Genomic DNA, 25,668 nt, shown 5'->3' with positions numbered 1-25,668 from the left:
CGGGCCTGTTTATCTTCGGCCAATAATTTAAGTAACCTTCGTTACGTTATAAACAATATCAAGTGTTAAGTTTAATGGATAGGAAAAGGATTTTGAGCGGATTGGGCTTAGTGTTAATTTTAGTTTTAAATATTGCTGTTGACAGGGTATCAAAGATTTACATTCGCCAGCATGTGCACTTAACCGATAACATTTTTGTTATCAAAAACTTTTTCACTATTACCCGTGCCGAAAATACCGGCGCGTTTTTAAGTCTCGGCGATTCATTGCAAAACCCTTGGAGGTTTATCCTGCTCGCCCTGTTACCTTGCTTAGCACTTACCTGGGGTTTGCTTTATGTATTACTCAAAAAAAACTTAACCAGGCTTAACCAAATAGGTATCATATTAATTATTGCCGGCGGTGCAGGTAACCTGTGGGACAGGATCATGTACGGCAGCGTAACCGATTTTTTGCACCTTAATTTCCAGATTTTTCAAACAGGCGTATTTAACGTAGCCGATATGTCTATCATGGCAGGTGTAGGTATTCTTATTGTAAACGCTTACTTCCGCGAACGCGAGCAAAAAAAAATGGTGGCTGAAGAAAAGCCGGTTACGGCGTAAGGCTTCTTTTTGTAATCACATCTTAATGGTCTTTCCTGTCATGCTGAGGAACGAAGCATCTATTCGCAAACATTACAGGGCTAATATGCATTGCGTCGAATAGATCCTTCACTGCGTTCCATGATGACAGAAGTTTTAATTTTGAACTGAAGCTGCGTTGATACTAATTTGTCGCTACCAAACCTGTTCCCCCTCCTACAATATTTGCAATCCTCACATCTGATTATAAAACCGTATCTTTGCAGAAAGTTATGCCGTGCTTAGTACATAGGCATAAATAGTCTATAATATTACAAGCACATCTGCACATCTTAAATTTGCACATCTGCACATTTACAAGAATCATGTCATTCGAAAATTTAAAATTAATTGAGCCCATCCTCAAGGCCTTAAAAACTGAGGGATATACCACTCCAACGCCTATCCAGGCACAAGCTATTCCTATTGTATTAAATCACCGCGACTTATTGGGCTGCGCCCAAACCGGTACCGGTAAAACTGCCGCTTTCGCGTTACCTACTTTGCAATTATTGTTTCAAGATAGGATGGCGCATAAAGAACAAAAATCTATTAAGGCCCTGGTACTTACGCCAACCCGCGAGCTGGCCATACAAATTGCCGAAAGCTTTACCGCTTATGGCAAAAACACAGGTTTAAAAAACCTGGTGATTTTTGGTGGTGTATCGCAAAACCCGCAGGTAGATGCCTTGCGTCGTGGTGTTGATATTTTGATAGCTACCCCGGGTCGTTTGCTGGATTTAATGAACCAGCGTTTTGTGCACCTGGATCACGTTAAAATGCTGATATTGGACGAAGCCGACCGTATGCTGGATATGGGCTTTGTAAACGATGTTAAAAAGATTATCGCTAAAGTACCTGCCAAAAGGCAAACGTTGTTCTTTTCGGCTACCATGCCTAAAGAGATTCAATCACTGGCCGATACCATTTTGACTAATCCCGAGCGTATTGAGGTAACCCCGGTATCGTCAACAGCCGACACTATACAGCAGGCCTTATATTATGTGGAGAAGAATGATAAAAAATCATTGCTGATCCACATCCTGAAAGATAAAAACATTAAAACCGCGCTGGTATTTACCCGCACCAAACACGGTGCCGATAAAGTGGTGAAAGATTTGAACCGGGTTGGCATTACTGCCGAGGCTATTCACGGCAATAAATCACAAAACGCACGTCAGCGCGCGTTAACCAACTTTAAAAACCGTACCACCCGCGTGTTGATAGCTACCGATATTGCCGCCCGTGGTATTGATATTGATGAGCTTACCCATGTGGTTAACTACGAGTTGCCAAATATCCCCGAAACTTATGTACACCGTATCGGTCGTACAGGTAGGGCCGGTGCCGATGGTATCGCGATGTCGTTCTGTGATTCGGAAGAGATTTTGTTTTTAAGGGATATTCATAAGCTAATTGGAAAGGAAATCCCGGTTGAAGAAGGGCATCCTTACCCAATGAGCCCAGTAGCCATGGCTGCCAACCTGGTAGCCAGCCAATCCAAAAAAGGATCGGGCAGCTTTAAACGCGAAAGCGGACGTGGCGGTGGTCGTAAATCATCAGGTGGCGGCGGAGGCCGTTCAGGTGGTGGCAATCGTTCTGGCGGCAACAAATCTGGCGGCGGTAATAAATCATCCGGCGGTGGCAGCGGAATGAGCGGAGCCAGTAGATCGGCTGGAAGGCGATAGTTCTTCTTGGTTCATTAGTTCATTTGTTCACTGGTTCATTGGTCTTAGCAAGTTGGCAGGTTTCAAAAACTTTTCACCAATGAACTAATAAACCAGTGAACTAATGAACCACTAAAATTTGCATCCTTCAAAATAAATAAATAGCTTTAAATGAAATTAATACAACCCATATCAATGAAACGGCTTATTGACCTTTTTAAGAACAAGTTCTTTTTGGTTACGTTAGCATTTTTTGTGTGGATGATTTTTTTTGATCGTAACGACCTGTTCTCACAATACGAGTATCGTAGCCAGGTTCACAAACTTGAAAAGGAGCGCGACTTTTACAAAGCCCAAACCGACCAGGTTACCAAAGAACTTAAAGAACTCAACTCCAACCCCCAGCAATTAGAAAAATTCGCCCGCGAAAAATACTTGATGAAAAAGGACAATGAGGATGTTTTTTTAATAGTACCTCAGAAATAGAATCAAGAAGTTAGAGTCAAGAATCAAGATATTTGTAGCGATGAATTTTTTCATCGCTATTTTTTTGCGTTTAAATCTTGCTATGTTGCGGCAAAAAAGCGGCGGCCTAGTTCATTGCGTAAGTTGCAACTCTCTTGATTCTTGACTCTAACCTCTTGACTCTTATACTTCCCCTTCGCGTTTTCTTAAAAACCACTCGCCGGTTAGTAATAAAAGGATCAGTACAAACAGCCATTTTACGTCGATGATATCGCTGTAGTGTTTATCCTCGTATACAACGGTTTTGATGTTGTCGTTTTTTCGGATGAGATCTGCAAGCTGGCCGATTTGGTTGGGTAGCAGCATTTGGCCGCCGCTTTGTTTGGCAATGGTGTTGAGTAATTGATGATTAGCGGCGCTTTGGCGGGTTTCCAGGTTAAGGGCCTTTACGGTTAGCTGGCCTGATGACTTAAACTGGCTTTTACCATTTTGGGTTGATGCGCTGTAGGTGTATTCGCCGGCAGGTAGTACGCCTGCATCTAACTGGTAGCTTTGTCCGGTACGGCTAAATAAAAAGCTGTAACTTTTATCTTCCGCGTTTTTAAGTTCTATTTTAACATCGGGTGTATTGATCAGCTCCAGCGCATCATTGTATAATTCGGCATTAATGATCACATTTTCGCCTTCGTCAAATATGGTGCGGGCCGGATAAACCCTAAAGCGCTGGCGGTTGGCATTGGCCGTTAAATATTGTACGGTTTGGCTTAATAATTCATCGGTAGCGTTGCGGTTGCCGTAATTTTGATATTCTGATAATTGCCAGCGCCATAGTCCTTCGCCGGTTAACACAGCAGTGCGACGACCTGCTTCATCGCCAAAGGCCAGAAGGGGGTAGGTGGTAGCAATAGCGCCAATTTTTTGTTTAAGTAAAATGGTAGTGCCCGCCGCGGTACCATAGCTGCCAAATGGCGCTAATAACGGCGGCAGGTTGATGATCTTCTTTCGGGATGAATCTGATAGCGTGAAGGCTGCGAAACCGACCTCCGGCAAAGCATAAACTTCCTGTGTCTCACTGCGGCCCGCGCTTATCTTCACCACATTCTGTTCGGCATTAAAACCCTGCAAATCGCTTTGCGAACCTAAAATGTACCACACCGCTGTTTTACTTTTGGCGATGAAGTTTTTTACAGCGGGCGAAGTAGCGGCGTTAGTCTGGTAAAGGATAATCAAGCTGTAATCGGGTAGTTTAACATCGGCAATGTCTGCAAGAAGTGAAGTTTTTACCTCGTAATTTTTATTGGTTTCAACAGCCTGTTTAATAACGGTAATATCGGGATGCGCGCTTTGGTACAGCACCAATACTTTTTGGCGTGCATCCAATACATCCACATAAATAATTTCGGTATTGTTTTGGGTTGACAGTTCGTTTTTAACAGGCGCAATGTTGATGCTGAACTTGCGCAAGCCCTTTTTATCGGCATTTAATTTAACCGGGACGAGTTTTTTAAAATCATTGCCGGTTACCGGGATAGTTTGGGCGTACACCTGCCTGCCATCTTCGGTAACGGTTAGGCGAATGTTTTCGCCTTTGCTTTGGTAGGCGGCTGCCAAAACCTCTATCTCAAAATCGTTACCCAAAAAGGCGGTTTTGTTGTAGTTTACATTGCCAATCAGCAAATCGCGTTTGGCAACGGTATCGCCAAGGGCAACGGTATAAATGCTGGTTTTGATGTTTTTCGCCTCGTATTGCGGATCATTCCCCTGGTTGTACAATCCATCTGTAGCCAGTACCAATGCGCCGATATTCTGATTTACAAACTTGTTGTTTAACTGGTGAAGGGCATTGGCAATATCGGTTTGTTTGCCATTGAATTTGGTGGATAAGCCATTGGCTAAATCCTTATCGAAATTAAATTCCTGAACATCATACTTGTCACCAAGGGTTTCTTTGAGCTTAGCTAACTGCGCAACAAAGTCATCTACATTGAAACCCGGAGTTTTAAATGTGTTAATTGACGACGAATTATCCTGGGCAATAAGCACCAGGGGTTTTTGTGCATCGTACCTGATAGATTTTACCAATGGCGATACCAGCAGCATGGCAATTAGGAATACCACGACAGCCCTGGCTACCGAAAGCCCTATCCTGTAATATTTAGCCAGGTTAACCGGTTGCCGGTATAGCAGCCAGGCGTATAATAGCCCAAGTAACAAACAGGCAGGTACCCACCATCCCGAAACCGAACCCCATGTTAGTGAAAAATGCATATCAAATTACGCGAGCCGTTACCCGTTTTGCGCTCACCTGCAAAATGCGAAATTATTGTGAAATGTTAGGTGCATAAACTGGTATAACTTTCACGCAAAGGCGCAAAGCCGCTAAGAATTATTTTTTTGCTTTGCGGCTTGGGGATCTTAGCGTGAAAACTATATTATATTCAGTAATTTCGGATTTATATCTACACAAAAATGACCACCACTCAATTAACCCGCTGCTCCTGGTGCGGTACCGATCCGCTTTATATGCAATACCACGATGAAGAGTGGGGCAGGGAGGTACATGACGATAAAATTCTGTTTGAGTTCCTGGTCCTCGAATCGGCGCAGGCGGGTTTAAGCTGGATAACTATTTTAAAAAGGCGTGAAGGCTACAAAAAGGCGTTCGCCAATTTTGATGTACATAAGGTAGCTGCCTTTACTGATGACGATGTAGAGCGCCTGATGCAAGACCCCGGTATTATCCGTAACCGACTTAAAGTATTGGCCACCATCAATAATGCCAAACTATTCATCGGCATACAACAGGAGTTTGGCTCATTTGATAAATACCTGTACAACTTTATGCCCGGAGGCAAGGCGATTATCAATCACCGCCACGGAGCACCCGTAAGTACGCCCGAATCTGACGCTATTAGTAAAGACATGAAAAAGCGGGGCTTCAAATTCTTTGGCACCACCATTTGCTACGCTTATATGCAGGCCACGGGCATGGTTAATGATCATATCCCGGAGTGTAATTTTAAGTAGTTTTGATTTCACCGATTAAAGTGATTTCATTGATGTGATTTTTTTGAATTAAAGAAATCGGGTACTTATAGATCAACTTAAATTGTATTTTTGAAAAGCGACAAATCAATTTTAACAATCAATATATAGCTGCTGACTATCAGTGAAATCACTTTAATCGGTGAAATCAAAATAAATCAGTCTAATCATAAACAATGAAAAAACTATTTCTTTTGGATGGCATGGCCCTTATTTACCGGGCGCATTTTGCTTTGAGTAAAAGTCCGCGGTTTACATCAGGCGGGATGAATACATCGGCGGTAATGGGGTTTACCAATACTTTGCTTGATGTTTTGAAAAAAGAAAAGCCAACCCACATGGCTGTTGTTTTTGATACTGATGCTCCTACTGAACGACATACTGATTACGAGGCCTACAAAGCCCACCGCGAAGCCATGCCCGAGGATTTGTCCAAAGCGTTGCCGTATGTGGTTAAATTGATATTGGGTTTCAATATCCCGGTGATTACGTCGGACGGTTACGAAGCCGATGATATTATAGGCACCCTGGCCAAAAAGGCCGAGCAAAAGGGTTACCAGGTTTACTGTATGACGCCTGATAAGGATTTTGCCCAACTGGTATCTGAAAACATCCGCATTTACAAGCCTGCCCGCATGGGTAACGAGATGGAGATACTGGGTGTTAAGGAAGTGCTGGAAAAATGGGAGATAGAAAATGTTGAGCAGGTTATAGATATTTTAGGTTTATGGGGTGATGCTGTTGATAATATTCCCGGCATCCCTGGCATTGGCGAAAAAACAGCCAAATCGCTCATTAAGCAATATGGCTCCATGGAAAACATCATTGCCCATAGCCATGAGTTGAAAGGCAAGCAGCGCGAAAATGTGGAAACCTTTGCCGAGCAGGGTTTGCTTTCAAAAAAATTGGCTACCATATTATTAAACGTGCCGGTAGAATTGGATGAAGAAGGCCTGGAAGTTTGTGCGCCAAGTAAGGAACTGTTAGAGCCGTTATTTGCCGAACTGGAGTTCCGCACCCTGGGCAGGCGCGTTTTTGGTGACGACTTTACCATTACCGAGTTTAAATCGGCAGGTACACAAACCGACCTGTTTGGTACTCCGGTTGAAGAACGCCGTACAACGATGACCGTTGACGTGGAAGATATCCGCGAAGACCTGATTATCGCCTCTAAAAACATAGATAACGTACCCCACGAATATCATTTAGCAGACACTGCAGAAAAGCGTGCCGAACTGATAGCCATATTAGAAAAACAGCAATCTTTTTGTTTTGACACCGAAACTACCGGTACCGATGCTAACAATTGCGAATTGGTAGGATTATCTTTTTCAATAAAAGCAGGTGAGGCCTGGTATGTACCTGTACCGGTTGACCCGGAAACTACGAAAAGCATAGTTGCCGAATTTAAACCTGTGCTGGAAAATGAAAGTATCGGCAAAATAGGACAAAATATTAAGTTTGATGTACTTGTATTGAAGTGGTATCAGGTGCAGGTTAAAGGCAGCCTGTTTGATACAATGATAGCGCATTACGTGATTGACCCGGATACCCGCCACGGTATGGATATCCTGTCTGAAAATTACTTAGGTTACAAACCGGTTTCTATTACTTCGCTTATTGGCCCCAAAGGTAAAAACCAGGGTAATATGCGCGATGTGGAGATAGAAAAAATAAAGGAATACGCGGCCGAGGATGCCGACATTACCCTGCAACTAAAAACCGTTTTTGAACCCAAACTTAAAGAGGTTGAAAGCGAAAAGCTGATCAACGAAATTGAAAATCCGCTGATTTATGTATTGGCCGATATGGAGTTTGAAGGGGTAAAAATAGATCATGCTACCTTAGGTGATTTTAGCAAGGAATTGGAAACAGATATAGCCAAATTAGAAAAAACGGTTTATGAAAAAGCCGGCGTAAAATTCAATATCGCATCGCCAAAACAATTGGGCGAGGTGTTGTTTGAAAAACTGATGCTTGATCCTAAAGCTAAAAAAACCAAAACAGGCCAGTACCAAACCGGCGAAGATGTGTTGCTTGCCCTTGCCGCCAAAAGTGACATTGTGCGCGATATATTGGATTTCAGGCAAATGCAAAAACTGAAATCTACATATGTTGATGCCTTGCCTACAATGGTGAACCCTAAAACCGGCAGAATCCACACCTCTTACAACCAGGCGGTAGCCGCAACCGGCAGGCTGAGCAGCGTTAACCCCAATTTGCAAAACATTCCAATCCGTACCGAGCGGGGCAGGGAAGTAAGGAAGGCTTTTATCCCGAGGGACGCGGGCCATACCATAGTATCGGCCGATTATTCGCAGATAGAATTGCGCATTATTGCCGAGATCAGCAAAGACCCAAACATGATGCAGGCCTTTGTTGATAAGCTGGATATTCACACCGCTACAGCAGCTAACGTGTACGGCATCGGGCTTGATGAAGTAACCAGCGAACAACGCCGTAATGCCAAGGCGGTTAACTTCGGTATCATTTACGGCCAATCGGCATTTGGCTTATCGCAAAACTTAGGCATCCCACGTAAAGAGGCGGCCGATATTATTGAACAATATTTTGCGCAGTTTCCCGGTATAAAACAATACATGACTGATACCATGAACTTTGCCCGCGAAAACGGTTATGTAACCACGCTGATGGGCAGGCGCAGGTATTTAAGGGATATCAATTCGGCCAATGCCACCGTACGCGGTTTTGCCGAGCGAAATGCCATTAACGCGCCCATCCAGGGTTCGGCGGCAGATATGATCAAGATAGCCATGATTAATATCCACCGCGAAATGAAGGCCCAGAAATTAGATGCCCGCATGACCATGCAGGTACATGACGAGTTGGTGTTTGATGTACCACATCATGAAGTGGAGCTTATCAAACCACTTATTATACACAACATGCAAAATGCCATTAAAACCACGGTTCCTATTATGGTGGAGATTGGCACTGGCGTAAACTGGTTGGAGGCGCATTGAGTTGGTTGAGTTGGATTAAGTTGATTAAGTTGGATTGAGAACGATGAAAGACTTACGAAGTTTCAAAAACTTCGTAAGTCTGGTATCTGCAACTTGTACGGAGTAACATTTTCTCAACCCAATTAATTATATTTGTTTCACAGCTAAGCGTTAAGGCGATGGATAACAAACATAAATATCAAAACTTTATAACGGAGATACCATCTACCGCTGTTGATATTTACCGTATGCTGCCCGAAGGTACCCGATGCGAAGTTATATTCAACGAATTAAGCATGTCGCCATCGCCATCCCGGGAACATCAAAAGGTTTTAATAAAGCTTACCGCGCTATTGTTTGACTATTTAACAGTCAATCCTATAGGTGAATTATTTAGCGCCCCTTTTGATGTTTATTTTGAAAAGCAACAATCGGTAGTTCAGCCAGATTTGTTTGTGGTTTTAAATGAGCAATGCGATATCATCAAAAAGAATGGCGTTCATGGTGTGCCAGAGCTCATCATCGAAATAGTTTCAACAAACCGTGCTTACGACACTCAGAAAAAACGGGCTCTGTATGAGTCGGCAGGAGTGAAAGAATACTTCATTATCGACCCCGAAAATAAAAAGGTGATTTTGCTTAGCATGAACTCCGGTATGTATGAGCAAACATATGACGAAGCAGGTATTTTAAAATCGGCCATACTGGGTTGCCATTTATCTTTCTGATTATTTCGCCTCTGTTTAGTTTTATTCGGTTTAACGTGCGATTGTGGCCTTTTTTAATCCATAATACCCCCTTAGTGTATCCAAAGTACAATTTACGCTATAGCTCATCCCTCCCTTTTACTGCCATTTTTACAACTATAGCTGCTAATCTTTAATAACATTTTTACAATTTTCATTCTAAATTTAAAAAACTATATTAATTATTATAGGTTTCTCTTTTAGTAATCTTTCCTTAAATTGAGCCAATAAAACCTGAATGAAAATATTTCACCTGAGTGCTGAATGTTACCCTGTTGCCAAAGTTGGCGGCCTTGCAGATGTTGTTGGCGCACTGCCAAAATACCAAAACCTGGCAGGTTTGCACGCGGCAGTTGTAATGCCTTATTACGATAGGAAGTTTACCCGCGAAAACGAATTTGATGTTGTTTTTAGCGCCGTTACCCTGTTAGATACCCGTCGCCTTTATTTCGAAATTTTGAAGGAGAAAACCGATAAGCTTGGCTTTGAGTTGTTTTTGGTACGCATTCCCGGGCTGCTTGATCGTGAAAACGTATACAGCTATCCCGATGAGCGCGAACAGTTTTTGGCCTTTCAGCTGGCTTTTTTAGATTGGATTAGCTATTCGCAGCAAACGCCGGATATTATCCATTGTCATGACCACCATTCGGGCCTGGTGCCTTTCCTGCTTTATCATTCAAAATTATACCGCAGGCTGGCCAATGTACCCACCATATTTACTATTCACAACGGGCAGTATCACGGTGCCTTTGGCTGGGAGCATCTGCACTTTTTGCCAGAGGTTGATATGAGCAAAACCGGTTTGCTGGATTGGGCGGGAGGTATAAATCCCCTGGCTGCCGCTGTTAAATGCAGTTGGTTGTATACCACGGTATCGCCAACTTATTTAAATGAGCTTACTATCAATTCAAACGGCTTAGAATACCTGTTTTATATTGAACGTGCAAAAGGCCACGGCATTATCAACGGAATTGACACCGAAGTTTGGGACCCTAAAACAGACCCTATGGTGCCCAACCATTTTAATACCAAAACGCTGGCAAAAGGCAAACAGGCCAATAAGGAGGAGATTTGTACCCGGTTTGGCCTCAATCCCGATAAACCGCTTTTTGTATTTATCGGCAGGCTGGTAATTGAAAAAGGAGCCGATTTATTGCCTGAAGCTATAGATCGCACGCTGGCCCAATATGGGGATGACGTAAATTTCTTTATCCTTGGTTCGGGAGATAAAGATATGGAGACGGCCTTGCTTGAGCTAAAAGATAAATACCCCGTCCGTTGCAATGTATTTATTGGTTACGATGAGTCCCTGGCTCATTTGGTTTATGCCGGAGGCGATTTCCTGCTGATGCCATCACGCGTTGAACCATGCGGGTTAAACCAGCTTTACTCTTTACGCTATGGCACCATGCCAATTGTGCGCAGCACCGGTGGATTAATAGATTCGGTAATCGACTTTGGCGATGAGGGCGGTTACGGCATCCGTTTTAACCAGGTTACTGTTGATGATATTTGCCATTCTATAAACCGGGCCATTGCGCTTTATCAAAACCAGCCCCAATTACAAATATTACGCAAGCGAATGATGGCCCTCGATTTTTCGTGGGACAGATCGGCCAAAGAATATATAAACCTTTATGAAAGTTTAAACCCTCAGATATGACATCTAAAGTAATTTCAATTGTGCTTGGCGGTGGCCAGGGCAGTCGTTTATCACCACTTACTGCAACACGTTCAAAACCGGCAGTACCTATTGCGGGCAAGTACCGTTTGGTTGATATTCCAATCTCTAATTGCCTGCACTCGGGTATTACGCGTATCTATGTGTTAACACAGTTTAACTCGGCCTCGTTAAATAAGCACATCAAAAACACCTATCACTTTAGCAGCTTTAGCGATGCCTTTGTTGATATTTTGGCGGCAGAGCAAACGCCTACCAGTGGCTCCTGGTTTCAGGGTACGGCCGATGCGGTAAGACAAAGCTTACACCACCTGGCGGTTCACGAGTTTGAGTATGTACTGATCCTATCCGGCGATCAGCTTTACCAGATGGATTTTGATGACATGATCACCAAACACATCGAAGCCGAGGCCGAGATTTCTATCGCTACCATCCCTGTTGACGCGGCTGATGTACCGGGTTTCGGAATTTTAAAAACTGATGAAAATAGCATGGTATCGGCATTCATCGAAAAACCAAAATCGAACTTTGAAAGCTGGGCATCTGAAGTAAGCGACGAAATGAAAGCCGAAGGCAGGGTTTACCTGGCATCAATGGGTATCTACATTTTTAACCGCAAACTGTTATATGAATTGCTGGAAGGTAATGACCGTACCGATTTTGGTAAAGAAATCATCCCGCAATCTATAGTTGACCATAGGGTACTAAGCTACCAATATGAGGGCTATTGGACAGATATTGGTACCATCCCATCGTTTTTTGATGCCAACCTGGGCCTAACAGATGAAATCCCAAAGTTTAACCTTTTTGGCGAAAATCATATTTACACCCGTGCACGCATGTTGCCGCCTTCAAAAGTATCGGGTACTACGCTAAACAAATCTATCATTGCCGATGGATGTATTATCAGCGCTAAGGAAATTACACGCTCTATCATTGGTATCCGTACCCGCATTGGTGTTGATACCGAAATAGAAAATTGCTACGTAATGGGCAGCGATAACTACCAAACCCTGGAGCAAATTGCCGAGTTAAAGCTAAGCGATTCGCCAATTATGGGTATAGGTAACCGTTGCAAAATCAAAAACGCTATCATCGATAAAAATACCTTTATAGGCGATGATGTAACCATCAATTGCGGCGAACTTTTACCCGATGGCGATTATGGTACACACACTGTACAGGATGGCATAGTTGTAGTGAAAAAACGTGCGATCATTCCTAATGGAACTGTTATTTAATTAAAAGTTAAAACATTTCATAATTTCTTTGTTCTATTAATATAAAAACTATAAAACGAAAAATATGAAAAAGGCACTTTGTATGATCGCCTTAGCGGCAATCTCTTTCGGAAGCGTTTTTGCAGAAGTAGCACCTGCTAAATCATCCCATGGTATTATGCAAACGGATACCATGAAAATGAAGAAAAAGGTGAAAAAAGGTAAAATGAAGATGAAGAAAAAAATGAAAGACACTACCATGAAAATGTAGTGGCTATCTTTAAAATGAAAAGCCTCCTGAGTTTCTCGGGAGGCTTTTTTGTTGAGGGCCATGTCATCCTTGTTTCAGGAACCCATAGGACAGGTAACCGTGCTAATGCATACTTTGCAAGTGGGGTGCTGAAACGAGTTCAGCATGACTCCTTTATTTTTATTGCTTTTTACAAATCTATCGTTTCGCCAATTGCAGGTAACTTCAAATTCAGGCCTGCTTTGATGAATTTCTCTCTTACTTCGTCTTTATCAATTTTAATTACTTCAAAAGAATCGTAATGAACACCAATGATGTTTTTACAGTTGATGAAAGCGGCTGCTTTGATGGCATCATCGGCACCCATAGTATAGTTATCGCCGATAGGTAGGTATGCCCAGTCGATGTTTTCATCTTCTAACAGTTTCATATCATAGGTAAGCGCGGTGTCGCCGGCAAAGTATAGTGTTTTGCCGGGCAGGTAAAGCACAAAACCAGCCGGGTTACCACCTGGCGCACCATCGGGCATGGTGCTGGAGTGTACAGCGTTTACCATTTTAACGCGGCCAAATTCAAAATTGAAAGCGCCGCCAATGTTCATACCGTGTACATTTTCAACGCCTTTGCCATTAAGCCAGTTGGCAATTTCGGCAATGCAGATCACTTTAGCACCGCTGTTTTTTTGAACCTCTATCAAATCGGCAACGTGATCGCCATGGCCATGTGATACCAGGATATAATCGGGTTTGAAGCTTTTTACATCAATATCCTTTGCCAGGGGATTATAAGTTATAAACGGATCGAAAAGCAGTTTAAAATCGCCGGTTTCTATCGCAACGGTAGATTGGCCGTAATATGTAGTTTTCATAGTGTAGTAGTTATATGTTTTTACGTTAAGTTAAACCAAGCGGTGTTCCCCTTTAGGGAGTAGAGGGCATTATTTCCCAAACAAGGCACCCAGTCCACCCATGCCACCAAGCATATCTTTAGTCATGGCGGCCATCTCGGCCTGGCTTACATTATCGGCTTGTTCCATTGCTTTGTTTATGGCAACAACCAATAACTCTTCTAATTCCTCTTTATCGGCATCGGCCAAAAAATCGGGATTGATGTTGATTGATTTGACCACCTTATTGGCATTAGCCGTTACCGTAATTTTGCCACCTTCGGCAGCGCCAGATACTGTTATTGCATCCAAACGTTTTTTTGATTCGCCAGCCTTTTGCTGGGCTTCCATTATTTTATCAAACATAATTTTTTAGATGTGCAGATATGCAAATGTGCAGATTTCAGATGTGCAAATATGCAGATGGATAATTATTTAATGTGATTGATACTTAAATTTTACAAATTCAAAACCAAAAAGTTTGAGATGAAGTTTCTTTACTCACCACGCACCTAATCATCACTCGTATCTCCATTTCCATTGTAAGCGCTTTTGCGTACTATAGGCATACCAGCGGCTTTAAACAGGTCATCAAGTTTTAGTAAGCTGCCGTTGGCCAGGTTTGACAATAGCACAATGGTGATATCGTGTTTCATATCGCGCAGGTAAATATGCCTGAAACCATGCCACCAGCCGGTGTGGTAAATAACCTGCTCGCCTGGGGCTGTAAAAGTTCTCCAGCCGTAACCGTAGCTAAAGTGACCATGCAACATGGGGTTACGTGGTACATAGGCCGAATCGAGCGTGGCTTGTTTTAACAGGATGCCGGCACGCAAGGCCCTGTCAAATAAAAATAAGTCTTTTACGGTGCTGTAAATGCCCTTGTCGCCAACCGGGCCATCTAAAAAGTTTTGCGCCACCGAGTATTTCCACTGGCCGCGGTCGTGCCCTACCACATGAACCGGTATTTTATCATAAACCGCTTTGGAGTAAACCGCAGTATGCAGCATGCTGGCCGGGATAAACACATTCTCTTTCATGAATTGCGCGTACGATTGTCCACTCACTTTTTCAATGATAGAACCCAACACCATAAAATTGGAGTTGTTATATAAAAAGCGCTTGTTTGGCACATTAAACGGGCGAGGCTTATTATCGGCAATCATTTTCATGGCCTCCATATTGGTCAACCCTTTTTTCTGATTTAAATGCTGACTGCGGTATATATCATCAATAAAATATACATAGTTCATCATGCCCGACCGGTGCGTAAGCAACAAGCGAATGGTAACGCCATCGTACGGAAAATCGGGAAAAAACTTCTTCACATCATCATCTAACTTCAGCTTACCGCGTTCCATCAGCATCAAAATGCCTGTTGACGTCATGGTTTTGGTAACCGACGCCAGTTCAAATTGCGATCCTATACGCAGGCTGTCGCGGTGCAGGTAATCGGCCCAGCCAATAGCATTTTCGTAAACAATTTTTCCTTTTTTTGCAACCAGCACATTGCCGTTAAAAGCGCGGGTACGGTGCAGTTCCTGCATTACCTCGTCTATCTTTTTATCGGCGTTTTTGGGGTTATAAGCCAGCAGGGCAACAGTATCTAATGGCTTACTGGTAGCGGGTGTGGCGGCTTGTGATTTATCTTTATTTTTTGACGAACATGCCGTAAGAACTAATAGCGAGGCAGTAAACGAAAGGACACTCTTGTACAATAACTTCATAGGAAAAAACTCTCAACTTAAACGAATGCGAAAATTAAAAATTATACCGCAGGTATCCATTAAAGTTTTTATTTTTTTCTTTTAGTTAATACTCTTTGTATGTTTAAAACATGAAATTGTTTAAAAATATCTCCCTTATTATACCCGCTTTATTATTTTCGGCTACCATATACGCCCAGGATATCGATGTAAGCGCGCTTATTAAGCAAGGCATCCAGCTTAATAACGCACATGATTATGCAGGGGCAATTGAAAAGTACAAACAGGTGCTTGCTGCCGATCCTGAAAACACCCAGGCCAACTATCAGCTGGCCTACAGTTTAAACGCTTCGGACAAAGGGGTGGAGGCTGTTCCGTATTTGAGCAAGATCACCAAAACCAGCAACAGTTTTACCGGGCCTGCTTTTGAATTGCTTGGTGGTATTTATGATGCCAACAAACAACCACAACAGGCTATTGATGCTTATAAGGAGGGACTAAAAATAAAACCCGACTATCAGCCTCTGTACTTTAACCTTGGCATAGCTTACTTTAGGGCCAAACAATTTGCCGAAGCCGAGCAGGCCGCTATTGAAGCCATTAAGCTCGATCCAAAGCATGCCAATAGTCAGCGTCTATATGGTTTGGTTACCTTTCATCAAAATAAAAGGGCGGCGGCTTTGATGGGCTTTTGCAGTTACCTGTTGCTTGAGCCCGAAGGCCCGCGGAGCGATGAAGCCTATACCAACATGCAAAGCATTTTAAAAGGCGGAACGTTAAGAGCAGAGGATACTAAAGCCGAGCCATCAACCATTGCATTGAACAGAGTTCTTAATGCGGCAATTGCTAAAGCAAAACCAGGTTCGACATCTACCGAGGTTTTACAAAATCAGTTGCAAGCCATATTTGAGGCAGTGGGCACGTTAGCCGAAAAGCAAACAGGGAATGATTTTTTCAGGCATTATTATGCCGATTTCTTTTATAGGTTAAGCAAAACTGATCATATGCCGGCCTTTGCGCATTTGATGGGCTTAAGTGCGAATAAAGAGGCTGGTAAACAATGGTTGCAGTTAAACGAGGATAAACGCAAAGCTTTAGGAGCCTGGATAGCAGGGACTGAGCGAAAGTTTTGATGATAATTTTGTTTACTGTAACTGAAATTACCAGTTTTCTATAAAAATGTTATCCACTTCTTGAAAGTGATTATCCCTTGTAACCAAAATCAAATTATGTTGTTTGGCAGTGGCAGCAATCCATATATCGTTTGAAGGAATCGGTTTCCCTTTTTTAAAGAGCGCGGCAGTGATTTCGCCGTAAAACTGAGCTGTTATTGTATCAACGTCGACTACAGTACACAAGTTAAGGAAAGCTTCGAGTTTCTTTAAATGTTTTGCTTTATTAGCAACCCTATTTATTCCTATATACAACTCTCCTAAAACAATAGAGGAAATTGAAAATTGAGCAATTTCATTTATTTTATCGGCAATAACTTTGTTCCCTGAGAAAACCTCGATGACGATATTGGTATCTAAAAAATAACTATTTCCAGTCATTTTCGTCTATAATTTCACAGGCCTCTGCAATAGCATTTTTTATGTTAGCAGTCTCTTTGTCAGAAAGTATTCCCACAAAATCATAAATGCTCGGTTTAGCTGGCGATGCTTTTACTTCGCTCTTTTTTAGTACATTCTCTAACGCAATTAAAACATCCTCACTTTTAACTTTGAGCATTGCTTCAATTAGATATAGTTTCCTTGCTTCTGAATACACTTTTGGGTAATGTTGATGATATTACAAAATTAACAAAAAAAGTACCGTAATACGAAGTGCTACAGACCGGTGTTAATCTTTTTTAATGATATTTCTTTTTAATAAATCAACTACTTACATTTAAGCATGAAAACCTATCACAAATTCCTGTTGCTTATTTTATTGTCTGTTTTTTCGTCGTTTGCCTTTGGGCAAGCAAACGAGGATGCCAAAAAGTTAGTTACCGAAGGCGTTGCCCTGCACGATGCCGGCAAATACGATGAAGCCATTGCCAAATACAAGGAGGCAATGAAAATTGATCCGAATTACTCAAGTGCCTATCATGAAATTAGCTTTACGCTGTTTTCAAGTGGTAAAGGCACAGAGGCGATCCCTTACTTAGAGAAGCTACTTAAGTTAGATCCCAAATCCGGCGCGGCTTATGACATGCTGGGGAGTATTTATGATGACGATAAGCAAGCCGATAAAGCGATAGAATATTATAAAAAGGGCGTTGAAGTAGCACCCGATTACCAGCGCCTGCACTTTAACCTGGCGATATCGAGCCTGCGTCAAAAAAAATATCCCGAAGCAGAAGCTTATGCCATTGAAGCCATTAAGTTAGATCCTAAACACGCCAGTAGTCACAGGGCTTATGCAATGGCTACTTTTTATGAAAATAAACGCGGAGTATCACTTTTAGCCTGGAGTAGTTTTTTATTGCTTGAGCCGCAAACCAAGCGATCTGCAGAGGCTTTTAATTATGTGAAATATATCCTTAACTATGGCATTTCTAAAAAGAGCGAGAAAGCGGTAAACGTAAACATATCTGCAACCGACCTTAACCCCGGAAATTTATCTTTACCATTAGCCATTTTATCTGCAACTACCGATAAAAAAGGTCTAACAGCAATTGACTCGTTAACACTGCAACTGCAATCGGTTTATAAAGTATCGCATACTTTTAGCATGGATAAAAAAGATGATTTTTACACTCATTTTTACGCCGACTATTTTGCGAAACTGGCCGAAACAGATAACATGCAGACACTTGCCAGGCTAATTAGCTTAAGTGCTTATAAAGATGAAAACCTGCAATGGTTTAAAGATAACAACGCTAAACTATCGGCGCTTGATGCTTGGGTAACGGCTGCCAAAAGGGAGTTTTGAGGCGAAATGTCTTTCTGTTTATGATACGAATTGAAGAAAAGCTAAAAACAATCAACGAAGCGTGGGAAATTTATTTCTGTAATTATCGATTTTGTAAATCCAAGATAAATTTTGAGACGCAAAGCAAAATCAATTATTATGCGGATATTTTTAATTATTTAAGGGATACATTGCCGTTCGTTCAGAACATTGAATATTTTAAAGATTTCAATTATAGTGTATTTCAAGCAACAGGCGTGATGCAGACTATTTATGCGCAACAAGACCTGATCGACGAAATACTTTACATATTTAAAGAACAACCGTCGAGCCAAGAAGATAAAAACCCTAATAGGACAATCCGAAACGAATTAATAGGACACCCAATAAGGAGAAAGCCAGTTGGACGCGAATTAATATCGTCTATATTCTTAGGCCAATTCTTCTCAAATGGCACTATAAATTATATTCTTTATTCAGTGGATAATGACTTTAAGGGAAAAGACACATACCACAGTTTGAGTGAAATTATAGAAAGACATAAAGATTTTTTAAATAAGTATTTAAATATACTCTGGGAGAAAATTAAGGTAATTCTCGTTGGATTCAAGAAAACTTTGGATGAACTTAAAAAGCTTGTCCACTCAATGATTCCATTTAAAAATATTTTGGACCTCGTGGAGCATCGTTTTGAAGCAATTTTTAAATCCGAAAAAAATTTCAAAAAGGATGCATTGCTTTATTATTTTGAAAATTCAAGTACCCATCCTCGCTATTCTCATTCCATTGATTTGTTCATTGAGTCTTTAAAAGAATCTTTGTGTGAAACCATAGATACAATAGAGAAATTTACAAAAGTAGAAAATGATAAATCCCCTCAAAGACTGGTAGGTAATGATGAACTCATTACTTTCACGGTTGATATAGTCGATGGAGATCAAGCTGATGTGGTTCATGACTTTAAAGCTCTTCTAAATTATGAGTTTTCTAAGCTGTTTGACAGGCATCCTATTTATGATATAGAATATTTTAAAAGTGAATTTCGAGATATTGAAATAATAGAAGAACTCCAAAATATGGAGATAAATTATAGTAACGACATTGAGTATTATTGCTCTTACGAATATCTGCAAAAGCTGTTGACATCAAAAAACTTGCTTTAATTGTCAGATTGGTTGTAAGAAAAATATTCCTTCTTTCCATCACAAAAAGATTACCATTTGCCTTTCCCCCGCATCAGATAAAAGCATAACTTTGCCCCTGCAAAATTTTAATACAACCATGAGTTTCAGAACCGAACACGATACCATGGGCGAGGTACAGGTACCTGCCGATAAATACTGGGGAGCACAAACAGAGCGTTCACGCAATAACTTTAAAATTGGTCCGGAGGCTTCAATGCCAAAGGAAATTATCGACGCGTTTGCTTATCTTAAAAAAGCCGCCGCGTATACCAATACCGATCTTGGCGTACTATCTGCCGAAAAACGTGACTTGATAGCACAGGTTTGTGATGAGATATTGACCGGCGCGCTGGCATCAGAATTTCCACTGGTGATCTGGCAAACAGGCTCGGGCACGCAATCAAACATGAACGTGAACGAGGTTGTTGCTAACCGAGCGCACGTATTACAAGGTAACAAACTGGGCGAAGGCAAAACTTTCATCCACCCCAATGATGATGTAAATAAATCACAATCATCAAACGATACTTACCCAACGGCAATGCACATCGCGGCCTACAAAATCCTGATTGATGTAACCATTCCTGGTATTGAAAAACTACGCGATACTTTACAGGCTAAAGTTGAGGCGTTTAAAAATGTGGTAAAGATTGGTCGTACCCACTTGATGGACGCTACGCCGCTTACTTTGGGGCAGGAGTTTTCTGGTTATGTATCACAATTAAACCACGGTTTAAAAGCGCTGCGTAACACTTTAGATCACCTTTCTGAGCTGGCCCTTGGTGGTACAGCTGTAGGTACCGGCATCAATACTCCACAAGGTTATGACGTAAAAGTTGCAGAATATATAGCCGAATTTACCGGATTGCCGTTCATTACTGCCGAAAATAAATTTGAAGCATTAGCCGCTCATGATGCCATTGTTGAAAGTCATGGCGCTTTAAAACAAATAGCGGTTTCTTTAATGAAAATAGCAAACGATATCAGGATGCTGGCTTCTGGTCCGCGTTCGGGTATTGGCGAAATCCATATCCCAGATAACGAGCCGGGTTCATCAATTATGCCGGGCAAGGTTAATCCAACCCAAAACGAAGCTGTTACCATGGTGGCCGCGCAGGTAATGGGTAACGATGTAACTATTTCTATCGGTGGTTCAAATGGTCATTACGAGTTAAACGTGTTTAAACCGGTTATGGCAGCTAACTTCCTGCAGTCGGCCCGTTTAATTGGTGATGCCTGTGTATCCTTTAATGATCATTGCGCCGTTGGTATCGAACCAAACTACGCCGGTATAAAAAAACACCTGGAAAACTCATTGATGCTGGTTACGGCGCTTAACCCACACATCGGTTACGAAAACGCCGCCAAAATTGCCAAAACAGCACTAAAAGAAGGCAGCTCATTACGTGAAGCAGCAATCGGACTTGGTTTATTAACCAACGAACAGTTTGACGAGTGGGTACGCCCCGAAAATATGATAGGAAGCTTAAAATAAGAAGCCTCACCCCAACCCCTCTCCTAAAGGAGAGGGGCTTTTTATTTACTGCTTTGAACAGCATCCGAAATATGCAGAAGACCTTTGGCCTTTGGCCTTTCAGCTTTCACCTTCCCGCTTTTAGCTTTAAGCCTTCAGCTTTACGCTCAAAAGCCTTTTACCTTTTACCTTTCGCCTTTTACCTCTCTACGTACCTTTCTTCCTGTACCATGAATGCCAACTATCAAAAGCCGGGCATCAAAATGTTACAGGGCGAGTGGAAGCAGGATTCGGTGCCAGCGCAAAAGCGTTTGGTTACCTATTCGTTATATGATCTGAAATTTAGCTGCGACTCGTTTTTTGTACGCATCAACACCGTAAGTAAAGTTAATTACGGTGCCGATACCTGCATGAGCAGCGGTCACTGGGCCGAATATATTAAAGGCACCTATACCCAAAAACAAGATACCCTACATCTTAAAGGGGAGTTTTGCACTGCCGACGGTGGCTACAAAGATGAGAAAAGCTGCTTCCGCTATGGCGATTATGAAGAGTTTTTCAAAATAAAACAAACTACAGATTCGCTTATTCAATTTAATAGTACATCAAACGTAATACCTATAAACGCGCGACTGGTTAAAAGAACAGGCTGCGTACCAAAACCATTGTAAAAACATGAAACTATCTATCTTAAAAAAAATCACCCTGTTTGTAGCGGTATGCTACTTACCGGTGCAAAGCATGGCCTGGGGTACCAACGGACACCGCATTTGCGGCCAGATAGCCGATAGCTATTTAACACCCAAAGCCCGCAAAGCCATACAGGCTATATTGGGTAATGAGTCCATTGCCATTACCAGTAACTGGGCCGATTTTATAAAATCAGACCCCGCGTATAGCTACCTGTATAACTGGCATTTTATCGATCTGGATAAAGCATACACTTATCCCGAACTGCAAACTTATCTGAAAGCCGATACGGCTGTAGATGCCTACACCAAAATGAATTTTTTAATTGCTGAATTAAAAAAGCCGGCGACCAATAAAGCTAATAAATTGCTTTATCTGCGCATGTTGATCCACATTGTAGAAGACGTACATCAGCCCCTGCATACCGGCCACACCAGCGACAAAGGTGGTAATGACGTTAAAGTACAATGGTTTGGTAAGGATAGTAACCTGCATTCGGTTTGGGATAGCCAGCTGATAGATAACCAGCAATTAAGCTATACCGAATACGCCGCCATGGTTAATCATACCACAGCCGCCGAACGTGCCGCTTTACAAAAAGCCCCAATCAGCGAGTGGTGGTATGAGAGCAACCAGATTGCCGAAAAATTATATACCGACGTAAAACCTAACGAAAACTTAACCTACAAATACAACTTCAAATACATAGGCCTGCTTAACCAGCAACTGCTGAAAGCTGGTGTGCGTTTAGCCGGGGTATTGAATCAGATATTTGGGTAATTTTTTAGGTAAAAGGTTAAAGGCGAAAGGTTAAAGGAGCTGCAGCTACAGGTGCTGGAAATATAATTTTTTCGGTCGGCTGCCTCTTTTAACCTTTTGTATTTTACCTTTCGCCTTTATCCTTTCACCTTTTACCTCAAAAAGAAATGAAAATCTTAATGGTATGCCTCGGCAACATTTGTCGTTCGCCGCTGGCGGAGGGGATTATGCAGCACCTGAGCGATGAGCAGGGCCTTGGTTGGGAAGTTGACTCGGCCGGTACGGGCAATTGGCACGTTGGCGAAGCACCAGACAGGCGTTCCATCCGCGCGGCGCGTAATCATGGTGTTGATATCAGCAAACAGGTTTGTCGTGTGTTCAGGCGAAGCGATTTCGACGAGTTCGACCACATTTTTGTGATGGATAAAAGCAACCTGAGCAATGTACTCAACATGGCTCGTAACGATACAGACGCCCAAAAAGTAAGTATGCTGCTTGGTGATAAAATAGTCCCCGATCCTTATTATGATGACAACCAGTTTGAGCCGGTTTTCACGCTGATTGAAGACGGGTGTAAAGCGATTATCAAGAGGTTGGTTGAGTAGATTTGGTTGAGTATTTTTTTGTCTGAATCAGAATTTTCAGGATTTGAGAATTAGTAGAATTTTTGTCTGAACCGGGATTTTTAGGATTAAGGGATTACAGGATTTTTGTTACAATTGCCCAAAATGCTCTCGTTATTCCGAAAGTGTCAGCAGAACAGCTTCGGGCGAAAACGGACAAAACAATGCGGGGCTTGTACGGCGGCAGGGCATAGGGAGTTTTTGCGGTTGGGGCAAAAGCGGGCGAGGGCAAAATAATCCCAGCCCAGGTTTTGCCCGTTTTGCAGGGCAGAGGACTTGAGCGCAAAGAAGCATTTCTGCTGACTTGAATTATTCGCTGTTATTTATTTTATTGGTGCTCATTATCTCGCTATGCTCGGTCTTGGTTACTTTTTATCAAGAAAAAGTAACAGCCCTCCCGCGGCAATTGAGCGGGCCGATGTTTGTCAGTTACAAATAAATCTAATAGTTAGTAACCCAAAAGCAATAAAGCAAATCAAATCACAGCTTTTCGCACTTTAAACAAAGGCAAATCCTCACCGTACCAAAAAGCCTCCCCGCTTCGTTTAAGTCCGGCCTTTAGCAGTACCTTTTGCGATGCGGCGTTTTGCGGGTGTGTAACGGCGCAAATTTCTATCAGTCCCAATTGATTAAAACCGTAATCAACAAGCGCCTGCGAAAGTTCGGTGGCGATACCTTTGCCCCAGTATTTTAAATGCAGGCGGTAGCCCAGTTCAATACTATTAGGGTCAGATTCACTTGGTTTCAGCATGCAAACGCCAATGAAATCATTATTAGCAATGTCGAAAATCCCCCAGCGTCCAAGCCCTGTTTTGTTTTTGTAATCTTTAAGGGTATCCTTAAAAACCTGTTTAGCCTCGGCCGGGGTACGTTTTTTTACATATTGGGTAAGCCGCTCATCCTCATCCATGAGTAAAGAAAGCGCTTCATCATTAGCAGTAAATTCACGGATCAGTAAGCGGGGTGTTTGGGCGATAATGTTCATGGTTTTCAAAAATATACGAATAGGCGAAAACTATAGTAAAAACTGTGTCATTTATCCGTCGCGCTAATGAGGTTGGGAGGGCTTAAGCTTTTTTGTACATTTGCCGCATGGCATCCATCAAACCATCCGTACCTAAAGGCACCCGCGATTTTTCACCTGTTGAAATGGTGAAACGTAATTATATTTTTGATACTATTAAAAGCGTTTTCCGCAAATACGGCTATCAGCAGATAGAAACACCTACGATGGAAAATCTATCGACGTTAACCGGAAAGTATGGAGAAGAGGGCGATAAGTTAATATTTAAAATCCTTGATTCAGGAGAGTATTTTAATTCAAAGTCTTTAGAGTCTTTTTTTAATGAATTGGATAAGGGCTTGTTGGAATTACAGGATAATACCAATTTTGAGGTGCTTGATTCAATGTATAATCTGATTAGTAAATATAACTCAGCAGAAACAGATGCCGAGAAAATAGCTTTTCACGATGACTATGAAAAAAACTATAAGTTGATAGCTCCGAAAAATCGACTTGTTGCGTTTAATAAACTAACTAACAATATCTCCGAAAAAGCCCTCCGCTACGATCTAACCGTTCCCTTTGCCCGTTACGTAGTTCAACATCAAAATGAAATCACATTCCCGTTTAAGCGTTTTCAGGTGCAGCCGGTTTGGCGTGCCGATAGGCCGCAACGTGGCCGTTATCGCGAGTTTTACCAATGTGATGCCGATGTGGTAGGTTCCGATTCATTATTAAATGAAGCTGAATTTGTATTGATCTATGACGAAGCTTTAGGCAAATTAGGGCTGAAAGATTTTACCATCAAAATCAATAACCGCAAAATACTTTCCGGCATTGCCGAGCTGATCAATAAAGCAGATAACATTATCGACCTTACCGTAGCTATTGATAAGCTGGATAAAATAGGTCTGGATGGTGTAACCAAAGAATTGCTTGATCGCGGGTTTACCGAAACTGATATTGAAAAAATAAAACCGGTGATCTTGTTGCAAGGTACCAATGCCGAAAAACTACAAAGTCTGCGCGAAGCCCTGGCCGAATCGACTACCGGGTTAAAAGGTTGCGACGAAATAGAAACCGTTTTTACATACCTGCAAAGCTGCCCGCTGCAAACCGCTACGCTCGAACTGGATATAACCCTTGCCCGCGGACTAAACTATTACACCGGTGCCATATTTGAAGTAAAAACCAACGAAGCTACTATGGGCAGCATTGGCGGCGGTGGCAGATATGATGACTTAACCGGTATGTTTGGCTTAAAAGGCTTAACAGGTGTGGGTATTTCCTTTGGTGCCGATAGAATTTACGATGTGCTGGAAGAATTGAACCTTTTCCCAACCACCGCCAACCAAACCACCAGAGTATTGATCTGTAATTTCGATAAAGAGGGCGAAACTTATGGCTTGCCATTATTACAACAGCTTCGCAGGCAAAACGTAAACGCCGAACTTTATCCCGCAGGTGCCAAAATCAAAAAACAGTTGGATTACGCCAATAATAAAAATATCCCCTACACGGTAGTAATCGGTGGCGATGAAATTGCAACCGGACTGCTTACTTTTAAAGATATGAGCAGCGGTGTGCAGGAGAAACTGACCGTAGCTGAAATTGTAGATAGGATGGTGGGGTAAAAGCCTCATTTCCAAATAGCGATGGGTTTTAAACTCTGATTATCAGAGGTGTTTTATTCCCTCCCAACGGGCTACTGTGTGTACACAAGTTGCGAAAAAGTTGGACTTTTGTTTGATGAACGAACCAATTAATTCCAACCCTGATTTTGAG

The 25,668-nt window shown here is 42.1% G+C and carries 24 protein-coding genes; 17 read left to right on the top strand and 7 right to left on the bottom strand.

Annotation, left to right across the window (positions count from 1 at the left end; translation table 11 throughout):
* Positions 1-74: 74 nt before the first annotated feature.
* From lspA to QWZ17_RS00995, 3 genes are all read left to right on the top strand, one after another.
* Positions 75-605, top strand: coding sequence for a signal peptidase II (gene lspA, locus QWZ17_RS01005; RefSeq protein ID WP_290302965.1), 531 nt, complete (start codon positions 75-77; stop codon positions 603-605).
* A gap of 344 nt (positions 606-949) precedes the next feature.
* Positions 950-2,311 carry a DEAD/DEAH box helicase gene (locus tag QWZ17_RS01000; protein WP_290302964.1) on the top strand — a complete coding sequence of 454 codons (1,362 nt, stop codon included), beginning with the start codon at positions 950-952 and terminating at the stop codon, positions 2,309-2,311.
* Between the two features lie 174 nt (positions 2,312-2,485).
* Positions 2,486-2,776, top strand: a complete 291-nt coding sequence (locus QWZ17_RS00995; protein ID WP_290302963.1) for an FtsB family cell division protein — start codon at positions 2,486-2,488, stop codon at positions 2,774-2,776.
* 162 nt (positions 2,777-2,938) lie between these two features.
* On the opposite strand, the gene QWZ17_RS00990 is transcribed toward QWZ17_RS00995, so the two are convergent.
* A complete protein-coding gene (locus QWZ17_RS00990; RefSeq protein ID WP_290302962.1) occupies positions 2,939-5,023 on the bottom strand; it encodes a hypothetical protein in 2,085 nt (694 codons plus the stop codon).
* Between the two features lie 201 nt (positions 5,024-5,224).
* On the opposite strand from QWZ17_RS00990, the gene QWZ17_RS00985 reads away from it, so the two are divergent.
* The 6 genes from QWZ17_RS00985 (at position 5,225) to QWZ17_RS00960 (ending at position 12,681) form a co-directional block, all read left to right on the top strand.
* A complete protein-coding gene (locus QWZ17_RS00985) occupies positions 5,225-5,782 on the top strand; it encodes a DNA-3-methyladenine glycosylase I (protein ID WP_290302961.1) in 558 nt (185 codons plus the stop codon).
* Positions 5,783-5,976: 194 nt separating this feature from the next.
* Positions 5,977-8,784 carry a DNA polymerase I gene (gene polA, locus QWZ17_RS00980; RefSeq protein WP_290302960.1) on the top strand — a complete coding sequence of 936 codons (2,808 nt, stop codon included), beginning with the start codon at positions 5,977-5,979 and terminating at the stop codon, positions 8,782-8,784.
* A 158-nt stretch (positions 8,785-8,942) separates the two neighbouring features.
* Positions 8,943-9,491: a Uma2 family endonuclease gene (locus tag QWZ17_RS00975; RefSeq protein WP_290302959.1), complete on the top strand. Its 549-nt coding sequence runs from the start codon at positions 8,943-8,945 to the stop codon at positions 9,489-9,491.
* A 256-nt stretch (positions 9,492-9,747) separates the two neighbouring features.
* Positions 9,748-11,172, top strand: coding sequence for a glycogen synthase (locus QWZ17_RS00970; RefSeq protein ID WP_290302958.1), 1,425 nt, complete (start codon positions 9,748-9,750; stop codon positions 11,170-11,172).
* Positions 11,169-12,431: a glucose-1-phosphate adenylyltransferase gene (locus QWZ17_RS00965; RefSeq protein ID WP_290302957.1), complete on the top strand. Its 1,263-nt coding sequence runs from the start codon at positions 11,169-11,171 to the stop codon at positions 12,429-12,431. Before QWZ17_RS00970 ends, QWZ17_RS00965 begins: the two co-directional genes overlap by 4 nt.
* Positions 12,432-12,495: 64 nt before the next feature.
* Entirely contained in the window at positions 12,496-12,681 is a 186-nt protein-coding gene (locus QWZ17_RS00960; protein WP_290302956.1) for a hypothetical protein, read from the top strand.
* A gap of 169 nt (positions 12,682-12,850) precedes the next feature.
* Here QWZ17_RS00960 and QWZ17_RS00955 read toward each other — a convergent pair whose 3' ends face one another.
* From QWZ17_RS00955 to QWZ17_RS00945, 3 genes are all read right to left on the bottom strand, one after another.
* A complete protein-coding gene (locus QWZ17_RS00955; RefSeq protein ID WP_290302955.1) occupies positions 12,851-13,528 on the bottom strand; it encodes a metal-dependent hydrolase in 678 nt (225 codons plus the stop codon).
* 69 nt (positions 13,529-13,597) lie between these two features.
* Entirely contained in the window at positions 13,598-13,912 is a 315-nt protein-coding gene (locus QWZ17_RS00950; protein WP_290302954.1) for a YbaB/EbfC family nucleoid-associated protein, read from the bottom strand.
* A 146-nt stretch (positions 13,913-14,058) separates the two neighbouring features.
* Positions 14,059-15,273 carry a serine hydrolase domain-containing protein gene (locus tag QWZ17_RS00945; RefSeq protein ID WP_290302953.1) on the bottom strand — a complete coding sequence of 405 codons (1,215 nt, stop codon included), beginning with the start codon at positions 15,271-15,273 and terminating at the stop codon, positions 14,059-14,061.
* 110 nt (positions 15,274-15,383) lie between these two features.
* On the opposite strand from QWZ17_RS00945, the gene QWZ17_RS00940 reads away from it, so the two are divergent.
* Positions 15,384-16,385 carry a tetratricopeptide repeat protein gene (locus QWZ17_RS00940; protein ID WP_290302952.1) on the top strand — a complete coding sequence of 334 codons (1,002 nt, stop codon included), beginning with the start codon at positions 15,384-15,386 and terminating at the stop codon, positions 16,383-16,385.
* 27 nt (positions 16,386-16,412) lie between these two features.
* On the opposite strand, the gene QWZ17_RS00935 is transcribed toward QWZ17_RS00940, so the two are convergent.
* Both QWZ17_RS00935 and QWZ17_RS00930 read right to left on the bottom strand, forming a co-directional pair.
* Complete coding sequence (locus QWZ17_RS00935) at positions 16,413-16,805, bottom strand: type II toxin-antitoxin system VapC family toxin (protein WP_290302951.1); 393 nt, start codon at positions 16,803-16,805, stop codon at positions 16,413-16,415.
* A complete protein-coding gene (locus QWZ17_RS00930; RefSeq protein ID WP_290302950.1) occupies positions 16,792-16,983 on the bottom strand; it encodes a hypothetical protein in 192 nt (63 codons plus the stop codon). Before QWZ17_RS00930 ends, QWZ17_RS00935 begins: the two co-directional genes overlap by 14 nt.
* A 165-nt stretch (positions 16,984-17,148) precedes the next feature.
* Here QWZ17_RS00930 and QWZ17_RS00925 point away from each other — a divergent pair, with 165 nt between their 5' ends.
* The 6 genes from QWZ17_RS00925 to QWZ17_RS00900 all read left to right on the top strand — a co-directional run bounded on the left by QWZ17_RS00925 (position 17,149) and on the right by QWZ17_RS00900 (position 22,862).
* Positions 17,149-18,171 (top strand): tetratricopeptide repeat protein, encoded by a 1,023-nt coding sequence (locus QWZ17_RS00925; protein ID WP_290302949.1) that lies wholly within the window; start codon positions 17,149-17,151, stop codon positions 18,169-18,171.
* A 20-nt stretch (positions 18,172-18,191) separates the two neighbouring features.
* Positions 18,192-19,313 (top strand): hypothetical protein, encoded by a 1,122-nt coding sequence (locus QWZ17_RS00920; protein WP_290302948.1) that lies wholly within the window; start codon positions 18,192-18,194, stop codon positions 19,311-19,313.
* 118 nt (positions 19,314-19,431) lie between these two features.
* Positions 19,432-20,829 carry a class II fumarate hydratase gene (gene fumC / locus QWZ17_RS00915; RefSeq protein ID WP_290302947.1) on the top strand — a complete coding sequence of 466 codons (1,398 nt, stop codon included), beginning with the start codon at positions 19,432-19,434 and terminating at the stop codon, positions 20,827-20,829.
* 71 nt (positions 20,830-20,900) lie between these two features.
* Positions 20,901-21,479: a hypothetical protein gene (locus QWZ17_RS00910; protein ID WP_290302946.1), complete on the top strand. Its 579-nt coding sequence runs from the start codon at positions 20,901-20,903 to the stop codon at positions 21,477-21,479.
* Between the two features lie 4 nt (positions 21,480-21,483).
* On the top strand, positions 21,484-22,278 hold the full coding sequence (locus tag QWZ17_RS00905; RefSeq protein ID WP_290302945.1) for a S1/P1 nuclease: 795 nt from the start codon (positions 21,484-21,486) through the stop codon (positions 22,276-22,278).
* A gap of 146 nt (positions 22,279-22,424) precedes the next feature.
* Positions 22,425-22,862: a low molecular weight protein-tyrosine-phosphatase gene (locus tag QWZ17_RS00900; protein ID WP_290302944.1), complete on the top strand. Its 438-nt coding sequence runs from the start codon at positions 22,425-22,427 to the stop codon at positions 22,860-22,862.
* 493 nt (positions 22,863-23,355) lie between these two features.
* Here QWZ17_RS00900 and QWZ17_RS00895 read toward each other — a convergent pair whose 3' ends face one another.
* Positions 23,356-23,865: a GNAT family N-acetyltransferase gene (locus QWZ17_RS00895; RefSeq protein WP_290302943.1), complete on the bottom strand. Its 510-nt coding sequence runs from the start codon at positions 23,863-23,865 to the stop codon at positions 23,356-23,358.
* Between the two features lie 107 nt (positions 23,866-23,972).
* Here QWZ17_RS00895 and hisS point away from each other — a divergent pair, with 107 nt between their 5' ends.
* Positions 23,973-25,517 carry a histidine--tRNA ligase gene (gene hisS / locus QWZ17_RS00890; RefSeq protein ID WP_290302942.1) on the top strand — a complete coding sequence of 515 codons (1,545 nt, stop codon included), beginning with the start codon at positions 23,973-23,975 and terminating at the stop codon, positions 25,515-25,517.
* Positions 25,518-25,668 lie beyond the last annotated feature (151 nt).

The organism is Mucilaginibacter flavus (assembly GCF_030409315.1).
In the GTDB taxonomy this organism is placed as follows: domain Bacteria; phylum Bacteroidota; class Bacteroidia; order Sphingobacteriales; family Sphingobacteriaceae; genus Mucilaginibacter; species Mucilaginibacter flavus.
Note: the sequence above shows the minus strand (reverse complement) of the source record. Positions and strands in the feature narration are given on the sequence as shown.